This is a genomic window from Micromonospora sp. NPDC049171, from assembly GCF_040648275.1.
Taxonomy (GTDB): domain Bacteria; phylum Actinomycetota; class Actinomycetes; order Mycobacteriales; family Micromonosporaceae; genus Micromonospora.
In genome coordinates this window covers 550162-570236 of sequence record NZ_JBEZDJ010000001.1, presented here as the reverse complement: position 1 = coordinate 570236, position 20075 = coordinate 550162, and the positions used below count along the sequence as shown (strand labels likewise).

General features: G+C 71.8%; 14 protein-coding genes. 3 read left to right on the top strand and 11 right to left on the bottom strand.

All coding sequences use genetic code 11. The features are described from left to right. On the top strand, positions 1-669 hold a 669-nt coding region (locus AB0B14_RS02245; RefSeq protein ID WP_357520731.1), incomplete at its 5' end, for a tetratricopeptide repeat protein. A gap of 473 nt (positions 670-1142) precedes the next feature. Here AB0B14_RS02245 and AB0B14_RS02240 read toward each other — a convergent pair. The 4 genes from AB0B14_RS02240 to AB0B14_RS02225 form a co-directional block, all read right to left on the bottom strand. After that, positions 1143-3524 (bottom strand): discoidin domain-containing protein, encoded by a 2382-nt coding sequence (locus AB0B14_RS02240; RefSeq protein ID WP_357520729.1) that lies wholly within the window; start codon positions 3522-3524, stop codon positions 1143-1145. Between the two features lie 159 nt (positions 3525-3683). Continuing rightward, complete coding sequence (locus AB0B14_RS02235; RefSeq protein WP_357520727.1) at positions 3684-4919, bottom strand: putative sulfate exporter family transporter; 1236 nt, start codon at positions 4917-4919, stop codon at positions 3684-3686. Then, positions 4919-5065: a hypothetical protein gene (locus AB0B14_RS02230; protein WP_354822298.1), complete on the bottom strand. Its 147-nt coding sequence runs from the start codon at positions 5063-5065 to the stop codon at positions 4919-4921. Before AB0B14_RS02230 ends, AB0B14_RS02235 begins: the two co-directional genes overlap by 1 nt. A 192-nt stretch (positions 5066-5257) precedes the next feature. Further along, a complete protein-coding gene (locus tag AB0B14_RS02225; RefSeq protein WP_357063755.1) occupies positions 5258-7111 on the bottom strand; it encodes an adenylyl cyclase in 1854 nt (617 codons plus the stop codon). A 175-nt stretch (positions 7112-7286) separates the two neighbouring features. Here AB0B14_RS02225 and AB0B14_RS02220 point away from each other — a divergent pair, with 175 nt between their 5' ends. Further along, positions 7287-7745: a hypothetical protein gene (locus AB0B14_RS02220; RefSeq protein WP_357520725.1), complete on the top strand. Its 459-nt coding sequence runs from the start codon at positions 7287-7289 to the stop codon at positions 7743-7745. A gap of 150 nt (positions 7746-7895) precedes the next feature. Here AB0B14_RS02220 and AB0B14_RS02215 read toward each other — a convergent pair whose 3' ends face one another. Continuing rightward, on the bottom strand, positions 7896-8651 hold the full coding sequence (locus AB0B14_RS02215) for an alpha/beta fold hydrolase (RefSeq protein ID WP_357063760.1): 756 nt from the start codon (positions 8649-8651) through the stop codon (positions 7896-7898). A gap of 59 nt (positions 8652-8710) precedes the next feature. On the opposite strand from AB0B14_RS02215, the gene AB0B14_RS02210 reads away from it, so the two are divergent. Beyond that, positions 8711-11752 (top strand): BTAD domain-containing putative transcriptional regulator, encoded by a 3042-nt coding sequence (locus tag AB0B14_RS02210; RefSeq protein ID WP_357520723.1) that lies wholly within the window; start codon positions 8711-8713, stop codon positions 11750-11752. Between the two features lie 7 nt (positions 11753-11759). Here AB0B14_RS02210 and AB0B14_RS02205 read toward each other — a convergent pair whose 3' ends face one another. The 6 genes from AB0B14_RS02205 to AB0B14_RS02180 all read right to left on the bottom strand — a co-directional run bounded on the left by AB0B14_RS02205 (position 11760) and on the right by AB0B14_RS02180 (position 20063). Further along, positions 11760-12314, bottom strand: coding sequence for a dihydrofolate reductase family protein (locus AB0B14_RS02205; protein WP_357063767.1), 555 nt, complete (start codon positions 12312-12314; stop codon positions 11760-11762). 61 nt (positions 12315-12375) lie between these two features. Beyond that, entirely contained in the window at positions 12376-12936 is a 561-nt protein-coding gene (locus AB0B14_RS02200; RefSeq protein ID WP_357520721.1) for a hypothetical protein, read from the bottom strand. A 17-nt stretch (positions 12937-12953) separates the two neighbouring features. Further along, the gene (locus tag AB0B14_RS02195; RefSeq protein ID WP_357520719.1) at positions 12954-14798 is read right to left on the bottom strand and encodes a prolyl oligopeptidase family serine peptidase; all 1845 of its coding nucleotides are present in this window, start codon (positions 14796-14798) and stop codon (positions 12954-12956) included. Next, positions 14799-16577, bottom strand: coding sequence for an N-acetylglutaminylglutamine amidotransferase (locus tag AB0B14_RS02190; protein ID WP_357063776.1), 1779 nt, complete (start codon positions 16575-16577; stop codon positions 14799-14801). Between the two features lie 99 nt (positions 16578-16676). Then, positions 16677-19346, bottom strand: a complete 2670-nt coding sequence (locus AB0B14_RS02185; protein ID WP_357520717.1) for a carboxylate--amine ligase/circularly permuted type 2 ATP-grasp protein — start codon at positions 19344-19346, stop codon at positions 16677-16679. 81 nt (positions 19347-19427) lie between these two features. Next, positions 19428-20063 carry an aminotransferase class IV gene (locus tag AB0B14_RS02180; RefSeq protein WP_357063782.1) on the bottom strand — a complete coding sequence of 212 codons (636 nt, stop codon included), beginning with the start codon at positions 20061-20063 and terminating at the stop codon, positions 19428-19430. Positions 20064-20075 lie beyond the last annotated feature (12 nt).

Here is a 20075-nt window from a genome sequence, read left to right as displayed (position 1 = left end):
ACGTCGCTGAACAACCTGTCGCTGCGGCTGGGTGAGGTAGGCCGACGCGACGAGGCACTGACAGCGATCGAGGAAGCTACGACCACCTACCGCCGACTGGCCGAGACCAACCCCGCCGCCTACCTCCCCAACCTCGCCGCCTCGCTGAACAACCTGTCGCTGCGGCTGGGTAAGGTGGGTCGCCGGGACGAGGGATTAACAGCGATCGAAGAAGCCGTCACGATCCGCCGCCGACTGGCCGAGACCAACCCCGCCGCCTACCTCCCCGACCTCGCCATGTCGCTGAACAACCTGTCGCTGCGGCTGGGTGAGGTAGGCCGACGCGACGAGGCACTGACAGCGATCGAGGAAGCTACGACCACCTACCGCCGACTGACCAAGGCCAACCCCGCCGCCTACCTCCCCAACCTCGCCATCTCGCTGAACAACCTGTCGGTGCAGTTAGGTGAGCTGGGCCGGCGCGACGAGGCACTGACAGCGATCGAGGAAGCCGTCACGATCCGCCGCCGATTGGCCGAGGCCAACCCCGCCGCCTACCTCCCCAACCTCGCCATCTCGCTGAACAACCTGTCGGTGCGGTTGGGTGAGCTGGGCCGCGATACCGAAGCGGAGCAAGCCATGCTGGAAGCGGATCAAATCAGGTCGAAGTTGGGGTCGATCACGGCATGAATTGTATCGACGGATGAAGTCGAGGCTACGCAAGTTACACATAGACGGCCGGGAGTTCGTTTGGAGGGTCGACTTCCGATCCGCATCTGGCCCTGACGGCCGCCTGATTCGCTGCGTGAGGCTCCGTGCGTGGGGTGCAGGAAAAGCGGGTCGCGCCCTACAGGTCGACTTGACCGAGCGGCCCACCGCTGCCCCTGACTATCGGTACGTCGAGACCGACGTGCACGGCAGCGGGGAGTCGTATCCGTACCCGACAGCTGCGGACGTACTCGAACTTGTCCGTTACGGCCTGGGCACGGGATGGACACCGGAGGCGGTGGGTGGGACGTTCAAAATCACCCCGGCGGCAGAACTTGAGCTTTCGCGATTTGTCATCACTGATCTTCTGTGCGTCGTCGACCAGCACCGATAGGGTCTGGGACTCGACGGGATGGGCAGCCGCCGATCGGCGTCCGGCGGCCGCCCGCGCCCGGTCAGCTCGCATACACCTCCAGGCCCGACAACTGCCCTGCCGGCCAGCCGGTGTTACCAGTCACGGTGATCCGCACGTACCGTGTCTGCGCGGCGCTAAAGGTAAGCGCCACCTGATTGCCACTAGCCGGGTCGAACGTCCGCCCCGCCGCCCCGACCAACGTCCCGAAGCTCCCCCCGTCGACGCTCCCCTGCACCGCGAGAGTCTGCGTCCGGCGGCCCCACGCTGACGACGGCGGCAGCTTCAGCACCACCCGCCCGACCGTGCGCGCGGAACCCAGGTCGACCTGCACCCACTGCGGAAATGCGCCGTTCGCACTCTCCCAGTAGCTGTTCGCGTCACCGTCGACCACGTTCCCCGACCCGTAGCTCTGGACGTGACTGCTCTCCGAGGTGGACCGACCCCGGGCGAGGTCGGAGTTGGCCGCGGCGTCCGTGGTGACCGTGACCGCGGCGGACGCGCCGGAGGTGTTGCCGGCCGCGTCGCGTGCGGTGACCGTGAAGGTGTACGCGGTGGACGCGCTCAACCCACTGACGGTAGCCGTGGTGCCGGTGACGGTGGCGACGACAGTGGCGCCCTGGCGCACCTGGTAACCGGTCACCCCGTTGTCGTCGGTGGACACCGTCCAGGACAGGGACACACTGCTCGACGTCTTGCCGGTCACCGTGAGGCCGCTCGGGGCGGTCGGCGGGTTGTCCGTGGTGGCGCTTGAGGCGTACACCTCGACCTGGGAGAGCTGGCCCGCCGCCCAGCCGGTGTTGCCGGCGATGCTCAGCCGGAGGTGGCGGGCCGTGGTGGTCGTGAGCGTGCGCGTCACGGTGTTGCCGGTCGCCGGGTCGAAGGCGAACGCGGAGGCCCCGGCGATGGTCGAGAAGGAGCTGCCGTCGACGCTGCCCTGCACGGTGATGGTCTGGGTGCGCGCGCCCCAGCCGGCGGGCAGCCGCAGCACGAGCTTGTTGACCGGGTGGCTGGCGCCGAGGTCGACCTGCCACCAGTGCGGGAACGAGCCGCCGCCGCTCTCCCAGTAGCTGCCGGCGTCGGAGTCGACAGCGTTCGACGCCGCGAACGAGCCGTTCTGGCTGCTCGCCGAGGTGGACTTGCCGGCGGCGAGGTTTCCGGTGGCCGGCGGTGAGGTGCCGACCATCGGTGACGTCGGGCGTACGGCGGTCAGCGCGAGCTGCCCCTTGAGCATGCGGCCACCGTCGGCGGTGATGCGCAGGTAGTAGTCGGAGGAGCAGGCCACGCCGTCCTCGTCCAGGGCGCGGATGTTCGCCCCGGCCGGGGTGGTGGCCTGCGTCTCGGACGTCTTGGCGATCTGGTTGCCCTCGTTGTACTCGTCGAACATGGACACGTAGAGGCCCTGGGAACCGAGCCGGACCATGTTGTAGATGTGCCGCCAGTAGAAGTCGCCGTGCCGGCGGTGCCCACCGGCCAGGTCACCGGGCATCACGCAGGGCAGGTAGTCGATGCCACGCGCGGCGCAGTCGGCCAGGTCGCCGATGTTGACGTTGTTGTAGTACGAGTCGAGCCCTTCCAGGGTGTCGGTCCGGTAGACCATCCACGGCGAGATCGCGTGGAACGCGTGGTAGACGTCGAGGAAGCCGGGGCGGGAGTCCTCCCTGCCCAGCCGCCACCAGGTGGGCACGCCGCCGATGACGTAGCAGCCCTGCGCCTTGAACCAGTTGATGACCTCCAGGCAGGGCCCCGGGGTGAAGGGGCGGCTCGACTCGCTGAAGCCGAAGCCCCAGATGCAGACGACAGGCTTGCCGTTCTGCCGGGCGTACGCGCTGGACGCGGTGTGCGTGGACATCTTCGTCGTCCAGTCGGTCTTGATGTCCGACTGCATCGTCAACCAGTCGGTGACGTCGTACATGATGTAGAACTTGCGGTTGTAGCGCTCGGCCGCCGCACGGACCTTCAGCGTCATGGCGTCGCGGGTCGGCCCCTCGTCGCCCGTCGGGTTGAACCGTTGCAGCGCGGCGGTGTCGCAGCCATACTCCTGCATCCACCGGAAGTGGGTGTCCACCGTCTGCTGGTCGTAGGAGGAGAAGAGGGTGGCCGGCGAGCCGTTGCCCAGGTTGGGGTACGCGGTGGGGTAGCTACGCGTGTACTCGCGCATGTCCGGCCAGGACACGATCGTGGTGTTCGCGGGCGAGGGCGGCTGGAACCGGTCGCGGCTCCAGTGCCACCAGCCACCGATCGGCGCGGAGTCGCCGGGCGCGCTGAACCAGCCCTGGTAGCCGACCGTCACCTTGCCGACCACGTCCCCGGGGGGACTGGCGGCCTGTGCGGGGCTGGCGAAGAACTCGGTGGCGGAGGAGGTGGCGGCGAGGGCGGACCCGGCCAACACCGACGTGACGAACCTGCGGCGGGAGACCGCCATGACGACCACTCCTTCGGGACGGAAGGCATTGACGGCCATCGTGGCAGGAGTGGTTGCCGCACCGCAAGAGTACGACTGATCGATGAAATTATTCGTCAGCGAAGCGGAAGGAGTCGAGCGCCCCGCCCCCGGGCATCAAGGGGCGGGGCGCGGGCCCGGTCAGACCGAGAAGTTGCGGAACAGCAGGGACGCCAGGGCGAGCGCCAACGCCAGGTTGAACACGGTGGCACTGGCGAAGACCGCCACCGGCCGCCAACCGGCCTCCCGCAGCGACGCGACCCGCACCTCCAGGCCGATGCTGACGAACGCCAGGATCAGGAACCAGACGCGCAGGTCGTTGACGATGGCGATGGTGGCCTTGCCGTCCGCACCGGCCCCGTCGAGATACCAGGTGGCGATGACCGAGGCGGCGATGAAGCCCAGGACGAACTTGGGAAACCGGATCCACAACTCGCGCAGGCCCGGCCGTTCCGCGCCGGGCCGCCGCTCCACCCGCAGGGTGAAGTACGCGGTGAGCGCGACCGCGACCACACCCATCAGGGCGTTCTGGGTGACCTTGACGATGCTGGCGATCTGGAGCGCCTCCTCGCCGGCGATCGCCCCGGCGGCGGTGACCGCGGCGGTGGTGTCGATGTTGCCGCCGATCCAGGCGCCGGCCACCGCGTCGGACAGCCCGAACACGTCGGCCAGCCAGGGCAGGATGAAGATGGACGGCAGCGCGAAGATGATGACCAGGCTCGCCGTGTAGGCCAACTGCTCCCGCCGGGCCCGGACCGCGCCGGCGGCGGCGATCGCCGCGCTGACCCCGCAGATCGACACCGCGGAGGCGAGCAGCGCGCGCAGCTTGTCGTCGAGGCCGAACTTGCCGGCCAGCCACCAGGTGAAGAAGAAGACGCCGCTGATCAGCAGGATCGCCTGGGCGACCGCCGGGCCGGCGGCACTGGCGATGACGGCCAGGTTGATCGACGCGCCGAGCAGCACGAGGCCGGTCTTGATGAAGAACTCGGTGCGGAACGCGGCGGCGATCCGGTCGCGCCAGCCGAGCAGCGTGACGGCGACGTTGCCCAGCAGGCCGAGCAGGATGGCGTAGACCGGGTACTCGATCGCCGCCCCGATGTCCTCGACGGCGGTGCCCTCGGCCCACCCGGGGACGTTCTGCTCCAGGTAGCGGGTGAGCGCGCCGAGACCGACAACGATCACCAGACCGAGCAGCGTCCAGGCCCAGAACCGGCCGTCACGCGCCGTGCCGGTGGGGCCGGCCTGGTCGACTGTCGTCGGTGGCCCACTGACCGGCGCGGGATCAGCCGTGCCGTCAGGCGTGCGGGTGCCGTCGGTCGTGCGGGGCTCGACAGCCGTCGCGGCCGGGTCGGCCGTGCGGGTCTCGTCCGTGGCCATCAAGGCACCAGCCCGGCGGGGATGGCACCGAGCAGGACCAGGGCGAGCAGGGCGAGGCCGAGGATCGTCGCCACCCAGTCCTCGTTGAACGCGAGCCGGGACTCCCCGGCTGTTGGCGGGGTGGGCGGTGGCTGATCGGTTGTCATGGCGTACCTCCATGGGGGTGGACCGATCCGGCCGGGCCGGATCGGTGGACAGCGCGTGGACGGGGGGTGTGGAGCGACGCCGGCCAATTTTCCTACCTAACCGATAGGAATACAAGGGTGTGCGCGTGGCGGGGACGACAGCGGGGGTCGGAGCCTCCTCGGCTCCGACCCCCGTCCGCTCCACCAGACCTGTTACGGGGCCGGGTACCGCGCGAGGTAGACCGGCGCGCCGACCTTGGTCATGTCGGCCGCCGCGCCGACACCGTTGACCACGTGGTCGATCGTGCCGGCACTGAGGTTGACGGTCATGACGTGGTGCAGCCGCACCCCCGGCCGGTTTGGGACCTCGAAGCCGTTCTCGGTGTGGATCGACGGGTTGTTCTGGTTGAAGACGTACACCCCGCCGCCGTGCAGGGTGTGGTGCCGCACCCGGTCACCCACCTTGTAACCGGCCCACCCCCGCACCGCGCCGTTCATCCAGTCGGCCTGCGTCGGCGGGTCGTACGGCAGCTCGTTCTGGTACAGGATCGTGGTGCCGTGCTCGCCGTTCCAGACCGTGTTGTAGCGCTGGAAGTGCTCGACGAACAGGCCGGTCGCGGTCACGTGGTCGCCGTTGATGACGGCGCCGTAGCGACCGGTGTTGGTGCGCCAGCGGTCGGTGTCGCCGTTGACGCCCTCGGTGAAGCCCTCCACGCCGTGGTCGCCGCGCCAGACCCAGGTGTGGTCGATCAGCACGTTGTCGCTGTTGACCTCCAACGCGGTGTTCGTCCGCCCGATGTGCGGGCCACCGACCCGGAAGTACACGTCGGACAGCGTGGTCGGGTTGGTCGGGCTGCTGGCATTGTGACCGTGCTGGCGACCCACCCGCAGCAGCACCGGCGACTCGACCAGACCGGCGTCGATCGTGACGCCCGCGACGATCACGCCGGGGACACCGTCGATGTCCAGCGGGATGGCGCCGTTCACCGCGGTGAGGGTGGCGTGCCCGATGCCGAGCACCACGGTGCCGGGCCGCCGGACCTCGATGCTGCGGGCGATGTCGTACGTGCCGGGGGTGAGCAGCAGGTGCTTCCCGCGCGCGAGCTGGGCGTTGATGACGCGTACCGGGTCGGTCGGCTTGGCAATGAAGAAGTCACCGATGTCGAGGGTCCGCCCCGGCGTCATGCCGTCGGCCCAGGAGATGCCCCGGCTGTCCCGCTGCGCGGCCGGCACCCGTACCTGGTAGCGGCCCTTGCCGTCGACGAAGAGGTACGGCTTCTCCCGGCTGAGCGGGGTGGTCTCCAGGGTCGTATAGGGCGGGTCGGGGAACGCGGCGTCGTCCGGCGCCCCCTCGACGCCGGCGAAGACCTGGTTCCACACCGCGTTGGACCAACCGGCGACCTCGCTGTTGCGGGTCAGCCACTGCTGCTGCGAGCCGTTGGTGGTGGCCGGCAGCCGCGAGTCGGCGATGAAGCCGCCACTGGCGTACTGCGGGCCGGCGGTGCAGTAGTCCATCAGCGACAGACCACCGCCGCCGATGTTCAACCGGCGCATCGACACCGCCTGGGACACCGCCCAGAAGTTCGCCGTCGACCGGCAGTCGTCCTGGCCGGCGGCGTTGATGGTGAGCGACAGGTTGGACAGGGTGCGCCAGAAGTTGACCAGGGCGAGGCAGTTGCCGGTGCCGCCGTCGGCCAGGCAGCGGTTGTAGACCTCGAGTTTGCCGTTGACGGTGACGTCGGTCGGCGAGGCACCCAGGCCGGAGACCTCGGTGTAGTAACCGACCTTGGCCTGCAACGGTTGCTCGGCCGTGCCGTACGTGCCCGGCTTGAACAGGTAGGCGTGCCGCTCGGTGCCCATCTCGTTGTCGACCTGCCGGGCGTGCGCCGCGTCCAGGGTCTGCTGGATCTCGCCGACCGGCATGCTCGGGTCGAAGATCGTCACGTTGGGCCCGAAGTCGGGTGCGCCGTGCGTGGGTCGGCCGGCGGTGGCGGCCGTGCTCGTCGTCACGACCGCGGTGGTCACCAGAAGGGCAAGCAGGAGGGTACGTCGGGACGGGCTTGTCATGTGGTTCGTCCTCTCCGCTGACCGGAGGCGTACTGCCGGCACAGCTGGGGGCGGTGAGAGCGCTCTCTGACGGGTAGACATGTTTCTACCCGTTGGATCGACCACACGCCATGACCGGGGACGGCGAAGTTCGGCAGGGGCGGGTGAGAATGGAGGCCGACGCGAGGAGACGCTGATGCCCATCGACTCGTTGCCCCACCTGGACGAACACTCCACTCTCATCGCGACGGACACCGACCGGGCCTGGCCCCACCTGACCGACGTCGTCGAGCGGTCCTTCTCACGGCCGGGGATGACCGGGTACGCCCGGCTGGTGAGCGCCGCCGACCCCGTCACGTCCGGGCCACGACCACTCGTCACCGGCTCGACGCTCCCCGGGTTCCGGGTGACCACCGCGATCCCCGGCCGACAGTTGACTCTCCGGGGCAGCCACCGCTTCTCCACCTACGCGCTGATCTTCCGCCTCGAACCAGCCGGGCCGGGCCGATCCCGGCTCCGAGCCGAGACGTGCGCCGTCTTCCCCGGCCTGACCGGCGGCCTCTACCGACACATCCTGCTGGCCTCGGGCGGTCACGCCATCGGCATCCGCCGAATGCTGGCCACAGTCCGCCGCAAATCCGAACAAACCCCATAACCCCCCACCCCACCCTCCGCCCCGCTCGGCCCCGCGCCCCCGCCCCCGCCCCGCTCGGTCGATCATGGAGTTGTGGTGGTGCACAAAAGGGTATCGGGCCGACAAGGTGGGCACCATAAGTCCATGATCGACGCTGCGTGGGGGGCCGTTCTACTCCTCGGTCAGGAACTCGTCGATCATCGGTGCCAGCCAGTCGGCGCGCTGCGGGATCGAGGTGTGCGTGGTGCCGGGCAGGATGGCCAGCCGGCACACCGGCAGACCGGTCAGGTCGCCGGGCACCGCGCCGCCGAGCAGTCGGAACATCAGCACCGCGTGCTCGGGCTGGACGATGTCCGAGTCGGCCAGCACGATCATGGTGGGCGCGGCCAGCGCACGGATCTGCTCGGGCGTCCACTGCGGCAGGTTCGCGTCCAGCACCTTCATCTTGGTGACCAGGTTGGCCCAGCCCGCCGGGTCCGGCGCGGTCCGCAGATACTCCTCGTGGAACTCCGAGCCGTGCAGGTGCTCGGGTTGCAGGTCCTGGATCCCGTCCAGCAGGCCGGGGTGCAGGCCGTCGTCGTCGAAGCTCACCGAGGCGAGCACCAACCGCCCGACCCGATCGGGGTGATCGGTGCCGAGGCGCAGCGCGACCGCCGCACCCATGCTCCAGCCGAACACGTCCGCCCGCGCGATGCCCAGCCGGTCGAGCAACTCCACCACGTCGGCGGCGAAGTGCTCCACGGTCAGCGGACGGTCCACGTCGGGAGTACGGCCGTGTGCCTGCAACTCGACGGCGATCACCTGTCGGGTCTTCGCCAGCAGCGGCAGGATCGTGCCGAACGAGGTGTCGATGCCGGAGAGGGCGCCGTGGATCAGCACCAGCGGGCGACCCGGACCGTTGCCGTGTGTTTCGGAGTAGATGTCCATGACCACACGGTGCGCCGACGCGCTTACGGTTGACTTCCGGTCGCCTTACCGGCGCTAAGATGTCGGCCGTGCAGTTCGGGGTGCTCGGGCCGCTCGCCGTGACCACGGACGACGGCGAGCCAGTGGTGGTGCCCGGCACAAAGGTGCGCGCGTTGTTGGCCGACCTGCTGACCAACCGCAACCAGGTGGTCTCGGCGGACCGCCTCGTCGACGACCTGTGGGGTGACGACTCCCCCGCCAACCCGCTCGGCGCGCTCCAGGTGCGGGTGTCCCAGTTGCGCAAGGCACTCAACGACGCCGAGCCGGGGGCCCGCGAGTTGGTCGAGTCCCGGCCGCCCGGCTACCTGCTGCGTACCGCCGCGGTCGACGCCGACCGGTTCGCCGAGCTGGCCCGCGGCAGCGACGTCGACAGGTTGACCGAGGCGCTCGGGCTGTGGCGCGGCGAGGCGTACGCCGACGTGGCCGACGCCGAGTTCGTCCGCGCCGAGGCGGCCCGCCTCGCCGAGCAGCGCCTCGTCGTGCACGAGCGGCTGGCCGAGGCCCGGTTGGCCCGCGGTGAGCACGACCTGGTCGCCGCCGACCTCGCCGAGCTGATCGCCCGGCATCCGCTGCGCGAGGGTCTGCGGGCGGTGCAGCTGCGCGCGCTGTACGCGGCCGGCCGCCAGTCCGAGGCGCTGGACAGCTACACCGACCTGCGGGAACGCCTCGCCGAGGAGTTGGGTCTCGACCCCGGCCCGGAGCTGGTCGCCGTGCACCGCCGGATCCTCGAACAGGACGCCGGCCTGAGCGCACCGCCGAAGGCCGCGCTCATCCGCAACAGCCTGCCGGCGCAGCTCGACGAGCTGGTCGGCCGAGCCGAGGCGCTGGCCGAGCTGCGGGCGCTGCTGCCCCGGCAGCGGCTGGTCACGCTCGTCGGGCCGGGTGGGGTCGGCAAGACCAGGCTGGCCACCGAGGCGGCCCGGACCCAGTCCTTTCCGGATGGTGTCCAGTTGGTGGAGCTGGCCCCGCTGCCGGCCGGTGACCCGGGCGTCGCCGAGCAGGTGCTCGCCGTGCTGGGCGCCCACGAGGCCGCCGGCACGAGCCGGTCGGCCGCCGATCGCCTGGTCACGGCCCTGCAACACCGGCAGGTGCTCCTCGTCCTGGACAACTGCGAACACGTGGTCGAGCCGGCCGCCGAGTTGGTCGCCCGGCTGCTGCGCGACGTGCCGGGGGTACGCGTGCTGGCCACCAGCAGAGAGCCGCTCGGGTTGACCGGTGAGCTGCTCTGGGACGTACCCCCGCTGCCCGTGCCGGGCGACGGTGACCTGGACACGGTCCGGCGCTCGGCGGCGGCCCGGTTGTTCGCCGCCCGCGCCGCCGCGCAACAGCGCGGTTTCCGGCTCGACGAGCAGACCGCGCCGGCGGTGGCCCAGCTCTGTCGCCGCCTCGACGGGCTGCCGCTGGCACTGGAGTTGGCCGCGACCCGGGTCCGCGCGCTGGGTGTGCGGGGCGTGGTGGAACGGCTCGACGACCGTTTCCGGTTGCTCACCACCGCGCAACGGGACGTGCCGACGCGACAGCGGACGCTGACCGCGGTGATCGGCTGGAGCTGGGACCTCCTGGACGCGACCGACCGGGAGGTGCTGGCCCGGTTGGCGGTGTTCCGCGACGGCTGCACCCCGCAGGCCGCCGAGCGGGTCTGCCGCACCGACCTGGACACTCTCGCGCGGCTGGTGGACCGGTCGCTGGTGGTGCTCGACGACTCCGGTGCGCAGCCGCGCTACCGGCTGCTCGAATCGGTCGCCGCGTTCGGCCTGGCCCGGCTGACCGACGCCGACGAGGTACGCGCGCGGCACGCCGACTACTACACCGAGCTGGCCGAACGCGCCGACCCCGAGCTGCGCGGCGCCGACCAGCAACGATGGTTGGCGCTGCTGGACGCGGAGACGGCCAACCTGCGTTCGGCGCTGGTCAACGGTGGCGGGCTGCGGTTGGCGGTCGCACTGAGCTGGTACTGGTATCTGCGCGGACGGCTCACCGAGGCACGGCGGGCCCTGGCCGTGGCCGGTGACCCGGTGCAGGAGGCCCGCGCGACCCCGTGGCGGGTCGGCTTCGCCCTGTCGCAGGGCGAGGCGATCGCACCGGACGACGTCCGCGCCGCGGTAGCTGTCGAACCGGACGGCCACGCCGCCTGGTTCGCGGCCAACGCCGTGATCGAGCACGGCAACCTGGCTTTGGCCTCGGAGCTGCTGCCCACCGCCGTCGTCGACAGGTGGACCGAAGCCGCAGTGCTCACCTCCCGGGCACACCTCGCGCACGCCAACGGTGACCAGGCCACCCTGGAGCGCACCGCGACCCGCAGCGCGGCCCTCTTCGCCGACCTCGGCGACCGGTGGGGCCGGCTCCGGGCCACCGAGTGGGTGGGTGGGCTCGCCGACATGCGCGGCGAGCACGAACGCGCCGTCGCACTGCACCGGGAGGGGCTGCGCTGGGCCGAGGAGTTGGCGCTCTGGCCGCAGGTCTGCGCCGAGCTGTCCTGGTTGGCGTGGCTCGCCGTGCAGACCCGCGACTACACCCAGGGCCGGGAGCTGGCCGAACGCGCGTACGCGCTGGCGGTGGAGCAGGGCTCGCCCGGTGCGCTGGTCTTCGCGGAGATGAGCCTCGGGATGGCCGCCCGCCGTGACGGCAAGCTCGACCTGGCCGTCACGCACCTCACCCGACTCGTCGACCTGGGCCGTGGCGAGACGCAGCCGGCGCTCTACCTGCCCATGGTCCTGGTCGAGTTGGGCTACGCGGTCGAGCAGGGCGGCGACCCGGACGCGGCGCTGGTCCTGCACATCGAGGCGTTCGAGGCCGCCGAGGCGATGGCGACGATGCGCGACGCGGTCGGCCCCCTGGAGGGGATGGCGGCGGCGGTGCCCTCCCCCGAGGTCGCCGCCCGGCTGCTGGGCGCCGCGGCCGCCGCCCGACTCGCCACGCAGTCCCCCGCCGCGCCGGCCGAACGCGACGACACCGACCGGACGACCGCACGACTGCGGGCCGAACTCGGGCCGGAACGGTTCGACGCGCTGCTCGCCGAGGGCGCGAAGCTGAGCCCGGGCGAGGCCCGGGCCCAGCTCTGACCGACGCTCAGGCGGTCGCCTTCGGCGCGTACGAGGCGACGATCACGCCGCTCTTGTGCACCCGGGTGTCGACCAGGTCGAACGAGGCCTTGAAGTCGGTGAGCGCCACCGTCAGGTTGGCACCGCCCTCCAGCACGGGGTGGATCCAGAACCGGACCTCGTCCACCAGGCCCGCCTTGATCAGCTGCGCGGTGACCGAGCCGAAGCCGTACTGGATGATGTTCTTGCCCTCCTGGGCCTTGAGCGCGGTGACCGCCTCGACCAGGTCACCCTGGAGCACCTCGGTGTTCTTCCAGGTGGGGTCGGTGAGGGTGGTGGAGGCGACGTACTTCTTGACGTTGTTGAAGTACGCGGCGCCCGTGGTCGGGTCGCTCTCGTCCATGTTCGGCCAGGCGGCGGACATGCCGTCGTAGGTGGCCCGTCCCATCAGCATCGCGTCGGCCTCGGTGGTCTGCGCCCCGGCGAGGCTGGCGGCCTCCTCGTCGAAGTACGGCGCGGTCCACATCGGGTTCTCGATGACGCCGTCGAGGGTGAGGTAGGTCGAGTTGATGAGCTTGCGCATCGGGATCTCCTGGGTTTTCGTCGTGTTCTCCGGTGACACCCAGAACTCTGCCGATCTCCACTTACGATTCGCTTGCAATGCCCTTACCGTCGCCCGGGTCGGTCAGTGGCAGGGGCAGCGCCGGCGTGGCCACCGTGGCACCGCCTGTCGAGTGCGCCGGCGCGGGGCGGTCCCCGGTGCGGCTGTGCAGGCGTCCCCGCCCGGCGGGCCCGGCCCGCCGGGTCACCTCGACGGTCACCATCCGCACCGGCGGCGGCGGCGCGGTGAACCGCCCGACTCCCCACCGCACCCAGAGCGGGATGCGGCCGGCGTCCGCCTCGGCGCGCAGCTTCTGCACCGTACGGGCCCGGTCGGTGTGGTCGACCTCCACGACGACCGGCGGGCCGTCCGGGCGGGCACACGCCACGTCGAGGACCGAGTGCCGCTGCTGGAGCGGCGGTGGCAACGGCAGCACGCTTGGCGCGCGCCGGTAGACCCGCCAGCCCTGGGCCTCGGCCCACCCCACCACCGCGTCGATCACCCGGGCGGTGACCGCGTCGACGTCCAGGTTGACGAACGTCACCTCGGCCAGCCACCGACTGAGGTCCGCGGCCAACCGCTCGCCCTGCGTCGTGACCTCCACCGGCGCAGGATAACGCCTCAGCCGACGGTGGTCGCGGTCGCGGCGAGGTGCCGGGTGAGCCAGGCGGTGGTGGCCGTACGGGCCGCCTCCTGGTTGGCCCGGGCCAGGAAGTCGTGCCCCTCGCCGGCGAGCACCAGGTGCCCGTGCGGCACGTCCCGGGCGGCGAGGGCCCGCGCCACCTGGGCCGACTCGCCGGCCGGCACGTTCGTGTCGTTCGCGCCGTGGATGAGCAGCACCGGCACGTCCAGCCGGTCGATGTGGGTCAGCGGCGACAGGTCACGCAGCAGCTCGGCGTCCCGCTGCGGGTCGCCGTACTTGCTGACGGCGGCGGCGGCGATCCACGGCTCGGTGCCGGCGTAGAAGGTGTGGAAGTCGGAGATGCCGCACTCGGCGACCCCGGCGGCGAACAGCCCGGGGAAGTTCACCAGCACCGCGAGGACCAGGTAACCACCGTAGGAACGGCCCAGGCAGCCGAGCTGACCGGGCCGGGCGATGCCGGCGTCGACGAGGTACTCACCGCAGGCCGCCACGTCGGCGATCGCACCGTAGCGGCCGGCGAGGTTGTCGGCGGCGACGAAGGAGCGGCCGAACCCGGACGACCCCCGGACGTTGGGTGCGAAGACGGCCACGCCCTGCGCCACGAGGGCCTGGAACAGCGGGTGGTAACCGGGGCGCTCCTGCGCCTCCGGGCCACCGTGCAGGCTGATGGCGGTCGGCCAGGGACCCGGCCCGGCCGGGCGGTACAGCCAGCCGGACAGCGGTAACCCGTCGTGGGCGCGCAGGTCGACGAGTTGTGGCGCGACGCCGCTGCCGCTCGTAGAGGTGGTCGTGGTGCTCGGCCGCAGCGGGCGCGGCGCCGTGGTGGACGCGTCGACCAGCCAGACCTCCCGGGGCTGCACCGGCCCCTGCGCGGTCACGCAGAGCAGGTCGCCGCCGGCGGCGAAGACGGCGTCGTCGAGCACCTCCCCGGGGGCGGCGACGGCCCGTTGCACGCCGTCGGCCAGGTCGAGCAGGCTCAGCTCGCTGCGCCCGCCGTAGGTGTTCCACAGCAGCGCGGCACGGCGCCCGTCCCGGCTCGGCGCCACGTGCTCCAACTCGGCGTCCGGTCGCCCGGCGAGCCGGGTCGGCGTCCGCTCCGGTCGGGTCAGGTCGACCCGCACCAGCGCGGCCAGCTCCGAGAACGCGTCGGTGCGGGCCAGCACGGTCGTGCCGTCCGGGCCGAACCAGCCCTGGTCGGTGCTGCCTCGCCCGGTGTCCGGGAACAACCGCCGCCGCCCGCCCGTCGCCACGTCCAGCAACTCCAACCACCGGGCGTTACGGGGGCCCCGGCGCAGCAGCACGGCGCCGGCGTCCGGGGTCACGTCCAGGAGCGTGAGCAGGTCACCCTCGGCGAGCACCCGCCGGTGCCCGGTGTCCGCGTCGATCAGGACGGCCCGGCCGTGCTCGTCGGTCTCGGTGACCATCAGGACCGCGCCGCCGGGCAGCCAGCCGGCCAGCGCGGCGCTGCGCCGGCCGAACCCGGCGACCTGGCGGCGTCGCGTACCGTCCGGGCGCAGCACCCACAGCTCGGTGCGGGGCGCGCCACCGGGTGCGATGACGCAGGCCAGCCACCGCCCGTCCGGGGACCAGCTCAGCGCCAACACCGGCTCGTCGCCGGTGGGCAGCGCGACGGCCTCGGCGGTGTCGACGTCGCGAACCCAGACGCGCGGGCTGCCGCCCTGGTCGGAGAGGTACGCCACCCGGCGGCCGTCGGGCGACGGCGTGGGACGGTACTCCTCGACCACGGGCACCGGCATCGCCGGCCGAGGGCTGGCGGGTCGGGTCCGCCGGGTGGTACGCGGCACCTCGGTCCGTACGCTCATCTAAACCCCGATCCGCTGCAACCAGAGCTCCAGCAGCCCGAGCTGCCAGAGCGCGTTGGAACCCAGCGTGGTCCGCCGGGTGTTCGGTGCGTCCAGCAATTCCTCCAGGTAGTCCTTGCGGAACAGGCCCCGCTCGCGCGCCGGCTGGGCGGTCAGCGCGTCGCGGACGTCGTCGAGCAGTGGGCCGGACAGGTGCCGGATGGCGGGCACCGGGAAGTAGCCCTTCGGCCGGTCGATCACCTCGTCCGGGACGATGCCCCGGCTCGCCGCCTTGAGCACGCCCTTGCCGCCCTGGGCCAGCTTCAACGCGGGCGGGCAGGCGGCGGCCAGCTCGACCACCTCGTGGTCGAGGAACGGCACCCGGGCCTCCAGCCCCCAGGCCATCGTCATGTTGTCGACCCGTTTGACCGGATCGTCGACCAGCATGACCAGACTGTCCTGGCGCAGTGCCGCGTCCAGCGCGGTGTCCGCGCCGGGCGCGCCGAAGTGGGCGGTGACGAACTCCAGGCTCGCGTCGTGGTCGAGCATCCACTCGGGCGCCAGGTGCCCGGCGAGCGCGTCGTGCCGACGGTCGAAGAACACCCGGGCGTACGCCTCGACGGCGTCCGCGCGGGCCACGTTCGCCATCGGCGGGTACCAGTCGTAGCCGGCGAGGATCTCGTCGGCGCCCTGCCCGGACTGCACCACCGTGATCCGCTGCGAGACCTCCTCGGACAGCAGGTGGAACGCGACGCAGTCGTGGCTGACCATCGGCTCGCTCATCGCCGCGATGGCGTCGTGCACGGCGGGGACGAACCGGCTGGCACCGATGCGGATCTGGTGGTGGTCGGTGTCGAAGTGGCGGGCCACCAGGTCGGAGTAGTGGAACTCGTCGCCGCTCTCCCCCGCCGCCGCCTCGAACCCGATGCTGAAGGTGGCCAGCCCGGTCTGGCCCTGCTCGGCCAGCAACGCGACGATCAGGCTGGAGTCGAGCCCGCCGGAGAGCAGCACCCCGACCGGCACGTCGGCGACCATCCGTCGGCGTACGGCGGTGCGCAACGCCGCCATGATCCGTTCCTGCCACTCGTCGGCGGACATCGGATCGGCGGCGGCCCGGCTGAACTCCGGCTGCCAGTAGAGCGTGTCGGTGCTCCGGCCGTCCGCGGTGATCACCCGCACGGTGGCCGGCGGGAGTTTGCGGACCCCGGCGAGGATCGTGCGCGGTGCCGGCACCACCGAGTGGAAACTCATGTAGTGGTGCAGCGCCACCGGGTCGAGGTCGGTGTCCACGTCACCGGCGGCGAGCAACGCCGGCAGGGTCGAGGCGAACCGGATGCGGCCCGGCCCCTGGGCCAGGTAGAGCGGCTTGATGCCGAGCCGGTCGCGGGCCAGCACCAGGGTGTGCGTGGCCAGCTCGACCAGGGCGAACGCGAACATCCCGTAGAACCGTTCGACGCAGGCCGTGCCCCACCTGTGGTACGCCTTGAGGATCACCTCGGTGTCGGAGGTCGAGCGGAAGGAGTAGCCCAGGCCGGTCAGCTCGTCGCGCAGCTCTCGGTAGTTGTAGATGCAGCCGTTGAAGACCAGGGCCAGACCCAGCTCGGGGTCGACCATGGGCTGGGCTCCGCCGTCGGAGAGGTCGATGATGCGCAACCGGCGGTGCACCAGGGCCACCGGCCCGTGCTGCCACCGCCCCTCGCCGTCCGGACCCCGGGAGGCCAGGGCGGGGAGCATCCGCTCGACGGCGGCCAGGTCCGATGACGCCCCGTCGAGGCGTAACTCGCCTCCGATACCGCACATGGCACACACCTCTCATCGGCTCGGATCCGCTCGGGCCGCTGACCGGTCCAGGTTTGGCGGACCGGGTTGCGTACCGATGACGGGATGGTCAAGCGTGGGTTACACCGAATTCTGCTCGGCCGCGCCGAGCAACCAGGTGTCCTTCGACCCACCGCCTCGCGAAGAGTTGACGATCATGCTGCCGGCCGGGGCCACCCGGGTCAGCGCCACCGGCGCGACCTCGGCCTGCTCGCCGAGGAACACGAAGGCCCGCAGGTCGACGTGGCGGGGCGCGAGAGCCGTACCGTCGAAGACCGGGTGGGTGGTCAGCGACACCATCTCCTGGGCGATCCACCGGTGCGGGGCCGCGAGGATCTGCTCCCGGACGGCGTCCAACTCCTCCGCCTCGGCCCGTGGGCCGATCACCACCCGGTCGCCGCCGTACCCGTCGACGGGCTTGAGCACCAACTCATCGAGCCGGTCCAGCACCTCGGCCCGCTGCTCGGGCAGCCCGCACAGGTACGTCGGCACGTCTCCCAACAGGGGTTTCTCGCCCAGGTAGTACTCGATCAGTCGGGGCACGTACGCGTACAGCGCCTTGTCGTCGCCGACGCCGTTGCCCAGCGCGTTGGCGAGCGTGAGCCGCCCGGCGTGCACGGCGGCGAGCAACGGCCAGCCCAGCGGCACCCCGTCGGCGCCCGGCGCGTGCAGCAGGGCCTCCTCGTCCATCCGCAGGTAGATCACGTCGACCCGGCTGCGGCTGCCCGCGCGGACCAGCCAGACCCGGCCCTCCTCCACCAGCAGGTCGCTGGTCTCGGTCAGCGGCACACCCATCTCGTCGGCGAGCAGCCGATGCTCGAACCAGGCGGGATCACCCGGGCCACTGCTGAGCACCACCAGGGCGGGTTCGTCGGCCGCGGGGGGCGCGGCGGCGATCAGCGCCCGGTACAGCATCGCCGGCGTCTCGTCGGCGGACAGCAGGTCCTGCGGCACCGGCAGCTCCGGCAGCACCGCCTGGGTCAGCCGGCGGTTCTGCACCGCGTAGCCGATTCCGGAGGGCACCCGCAGGTTGTCCTCCAGGACGTACCAGCCGCCGTCCGGGTCCCGGACGAGGTCGGTCCCGGACACCTGGGCGCGGGTGCCCCGACGGCCCATCAGCGCGCCGGTCGGGCGCAGGCCGGGCGAGGACTCCACCACCCACGCCGGCACCACGCCGTCGGCCACCACGGCCCGGTCGGCGTAGACGTCGCACAGGAACGCGTCCAGGGCGCGGGCGCGTTGCACCAGGCCGGTGCGCAGCGTCCGCCAGTCGGCGGCCGGCACCACGCGGGGCACCAGGTCGACCGGGAAGAGCCGGGTGCTCGCCTCGCCGGCCACGCTGAACGTCACGCCGCGGGCGCGCTGTTCCTCGTCCCGGTCGTGCTCGCGCTGTCGGAGGGCGCCGGCACCGAGTCGGCGCAGGGCCGCCAGGATCGGGCCGTACGCCGGTGCCGGCCCGCTCGCTCCGAAGACCTCGTCACCGGCATCGGCGTACGTGGGCAGCACCGGCGGTGCGGACGCACCCGGCGGTGCCTCGCGGACCCGGCCCCGGGTCTCGTCGAGGAGCAGATCCACCACGTCGGCCAACCGGCCGCGACGCTCGTACGCCCGGCGCTGCCGCGCCGCGGAGCTGCCGCGCTCCAGGGCGTACCGGGTCAGCTCGTGGATCTGCTCCCAGTCGCCGGTCGCCTCCAACTGCGGGCGCAGGTCGGTCACCAGGCGGCGGACCGCCTCGGCGGCCGGCACCGGCCGGGCCGAGCGGGGCAGGTCGAGCAGGTCGCCCTCCAGCCCGGAGCGGGCCGCCCGCCAGACCGCGGCGCGCAGCACCGGTGGTCGCACGGCGGTGCGTTCCACCCCGGCACGCAGGGCGGCGACCTCCCGCCGGACCAGGGCCCGGAACAGGCCGGTGAGCAGGACGATGGTCTCCACGTCGGCGTTGGCGTCGGTGATCCGCAACTCCACGGTGGGCACGTGCGCCGACGGCCGGATATCGAAATAGATCATGGCAGGGTCGGTGATCGTTTCGGAGGAGATCAACTCGGCGACCAGCGCCTCGTGATCCGCCGCGCTCGTCACCTCGCCCGGGTCACCCGCCGTGGGCCAGCGCTGCCAGACCAGCGACCGGACGCTGGCGTAGCCGCTGTCCTGACCCATCCAGTACGGCGAGCTGGTGGACAGGGCGAGCAGCACCGGCAGCCACGGCTGGACCCGGCGGGTGACCGCGACGGCCAGGTCCCGGTCGGTCACCCCGACGTGCACCTGCGCACCGCAGATCAGCTGCTCCCGCGCGAGCAACTGGTACTCGTCGAGCATCCGCCGGTACCGGGACGTGGGGGTGACGCTCGGGTCGCCGTCGGCGCGCAGCGGCACCGTGCCGGCCGCCACGATGCCCAGCCCGGCCCGGTCGGCCACCTGGACGGCCAGCTGGCGCAGCCGGGTCAGCTCGGCGCGGATCTCGTCCAGGGTGCGGCAGACCGCGGTGTTGGTCTCCACCACGCTGCGGTGCAACTCCGCGGTGAACGAGTCGGCCGGCAGCCGGTCGAGCAACTCCCCGGCTCGGGGCACCAACTCCCGGGTGTGCAGGTCGACGACGTGGAACTCCTCCTCGACGCCGATCGTGGCCAGATCCGCCGGGTCGCCGTCGTCGAGGGTCACGGTCGGGTTGGCGCGTGGTGTGGGCAGGGCCCGGCCGTTGCCGGACCGGCCCATCGCCCCGTCGAACGTCGGCACGTTGGTGGTGTTGTCGGCCATGGTCACCCCGGTTCGCGTGTCGGTGGTCGTGGCTGTCCGACGAGCGTTCCCAGGTTTGGTACCGGGGGTGTTTCTGGCACGTTAAGGTGGCGGACCGTTCTGCTGGCATCCCGGCGACGCGCGGTGGGAGCAGGCGCGGTCGCGGGTCGGCGCAGAATGTGGACAAATACCGCCCGCCCCCCAGCGAGCTGGCCGGATCGGCTCCCGGTCGGCGACGTTCCAGACCGAGCCCTCAAGGAGGGAGCCGTCTCGGCCGGCGAACAGGACGTCGTCGAATCCGGCCTGGCGCGCCTGGCGGCGATGGAGGGTGAGACCCAGCGTGGCCAGGTGTTTGAGCTGCGGGAGCTCTCGCTCGTACCGGACAGTCCGGACTCGCAGCGGCGCACGTGCAGCGTCGTCGGCCGGTTCGTCGACCGAGACCATGATGTCGGTACTGGACCGCCGGGTGGGGTTGGGAAGGACCGTCACCTGGACGGAGGCGTCGTCCCGGCCGCCCAGCGCCTGGTCGATGAGGGTCCTGACCTGGTCGCCGGACGGCGGGACGGCGTCGGGAAACAGCACCGCCGAGGCCTCGTGCAGGCGACGGAGGTGCAGGGACAGGCCGGGCACGGCCGCGCCGCGCACCTGCATGGAGGTGAAGTGGCCGTAGTTCCACACGGCTGCCCGATGCAGGTCTTCGACGGTCGCCGGCTCGCCGTTGATGTCCACGCGCGTCACCGCGTCATGGTG

Coding starts and splice junctions, on each gene's coding strand:
- AB0B14_RS02185 (WP_357520717.1), bottom strand. CDS start 19,346: ATGGCCGACAACACCACCAACGTGCCGACGTTCGACGGGGCGATGGGC.
- AB0B14_RS02240 (WP_357520729.1), bottom strand. CDS start 3,524: ATGGCGGTCTCCCGCCGCAGGTTCGTCACGTCGGTGTTGGCCGGGTCC.
- AB0B14_RS02215 (WP_357063760.1), bottom strand. CDS start 8,651: ATGGACATCTACTCCGAAACACACGGCAACGGTCCGGGTCGCCCGCTG.
- AB0B14_RS02235 (WP_357520727.1), bottom strand. CDS start 4,919: ATGGCCACGGACGAGACCCGCACGGCCGACCCGGCCGCGACGGCTGTC.
- AB0B14_RS02230 (WP_354822298.1), bottom strand. CDS start 5,065: ATGACAACCGATCAGCCACCGCCCACCCCGCCAACAGCCGGGGAGTCC.
- AB0B14_RS02195 (WP_357520719.1), bottom strand. CDS start 14,798: ATGAGCGTACGGACCGAGGTGCCGCGTACCACCCGGCGGACCCGACCC.
- AB0B14_RS02225 (WP_357063755.1), bottom strand. CDS start 7,111: ATGACAAGCCCGTCCCGACGTACCCTCCTGCTTGCCCTTCTGGTGACC.
- AB0B14_RS02190 (WP_357063776.1), bottom strand. CDS start 16,577: ATGTGCGGTATCGGAGGCGAGTTACGCCTCGACGGGGCGTCATCGGAC.
- AB0B14_RS02210 (WP_357520723.1), top strand. CDS start 8,711: ATGTCGGCCGTGCAGTTCGGGGTGCTCGGGCCGCTCGCCGTGACCACG.
- AB0B14_RS02220 (WP_357520725.1), top strand. CDS start 7,287: ATGCCCATCGACTCGTTGCCCCACCTGGACGAACACTCCACTCTCATC.
- AB0B14_RS02205 (WP_357063767.1), bottom strand. CDS start 12,314: ATGCGCAAGCTCATCAACTCGACCTACCTCACCCTCGACGGCGTCATC.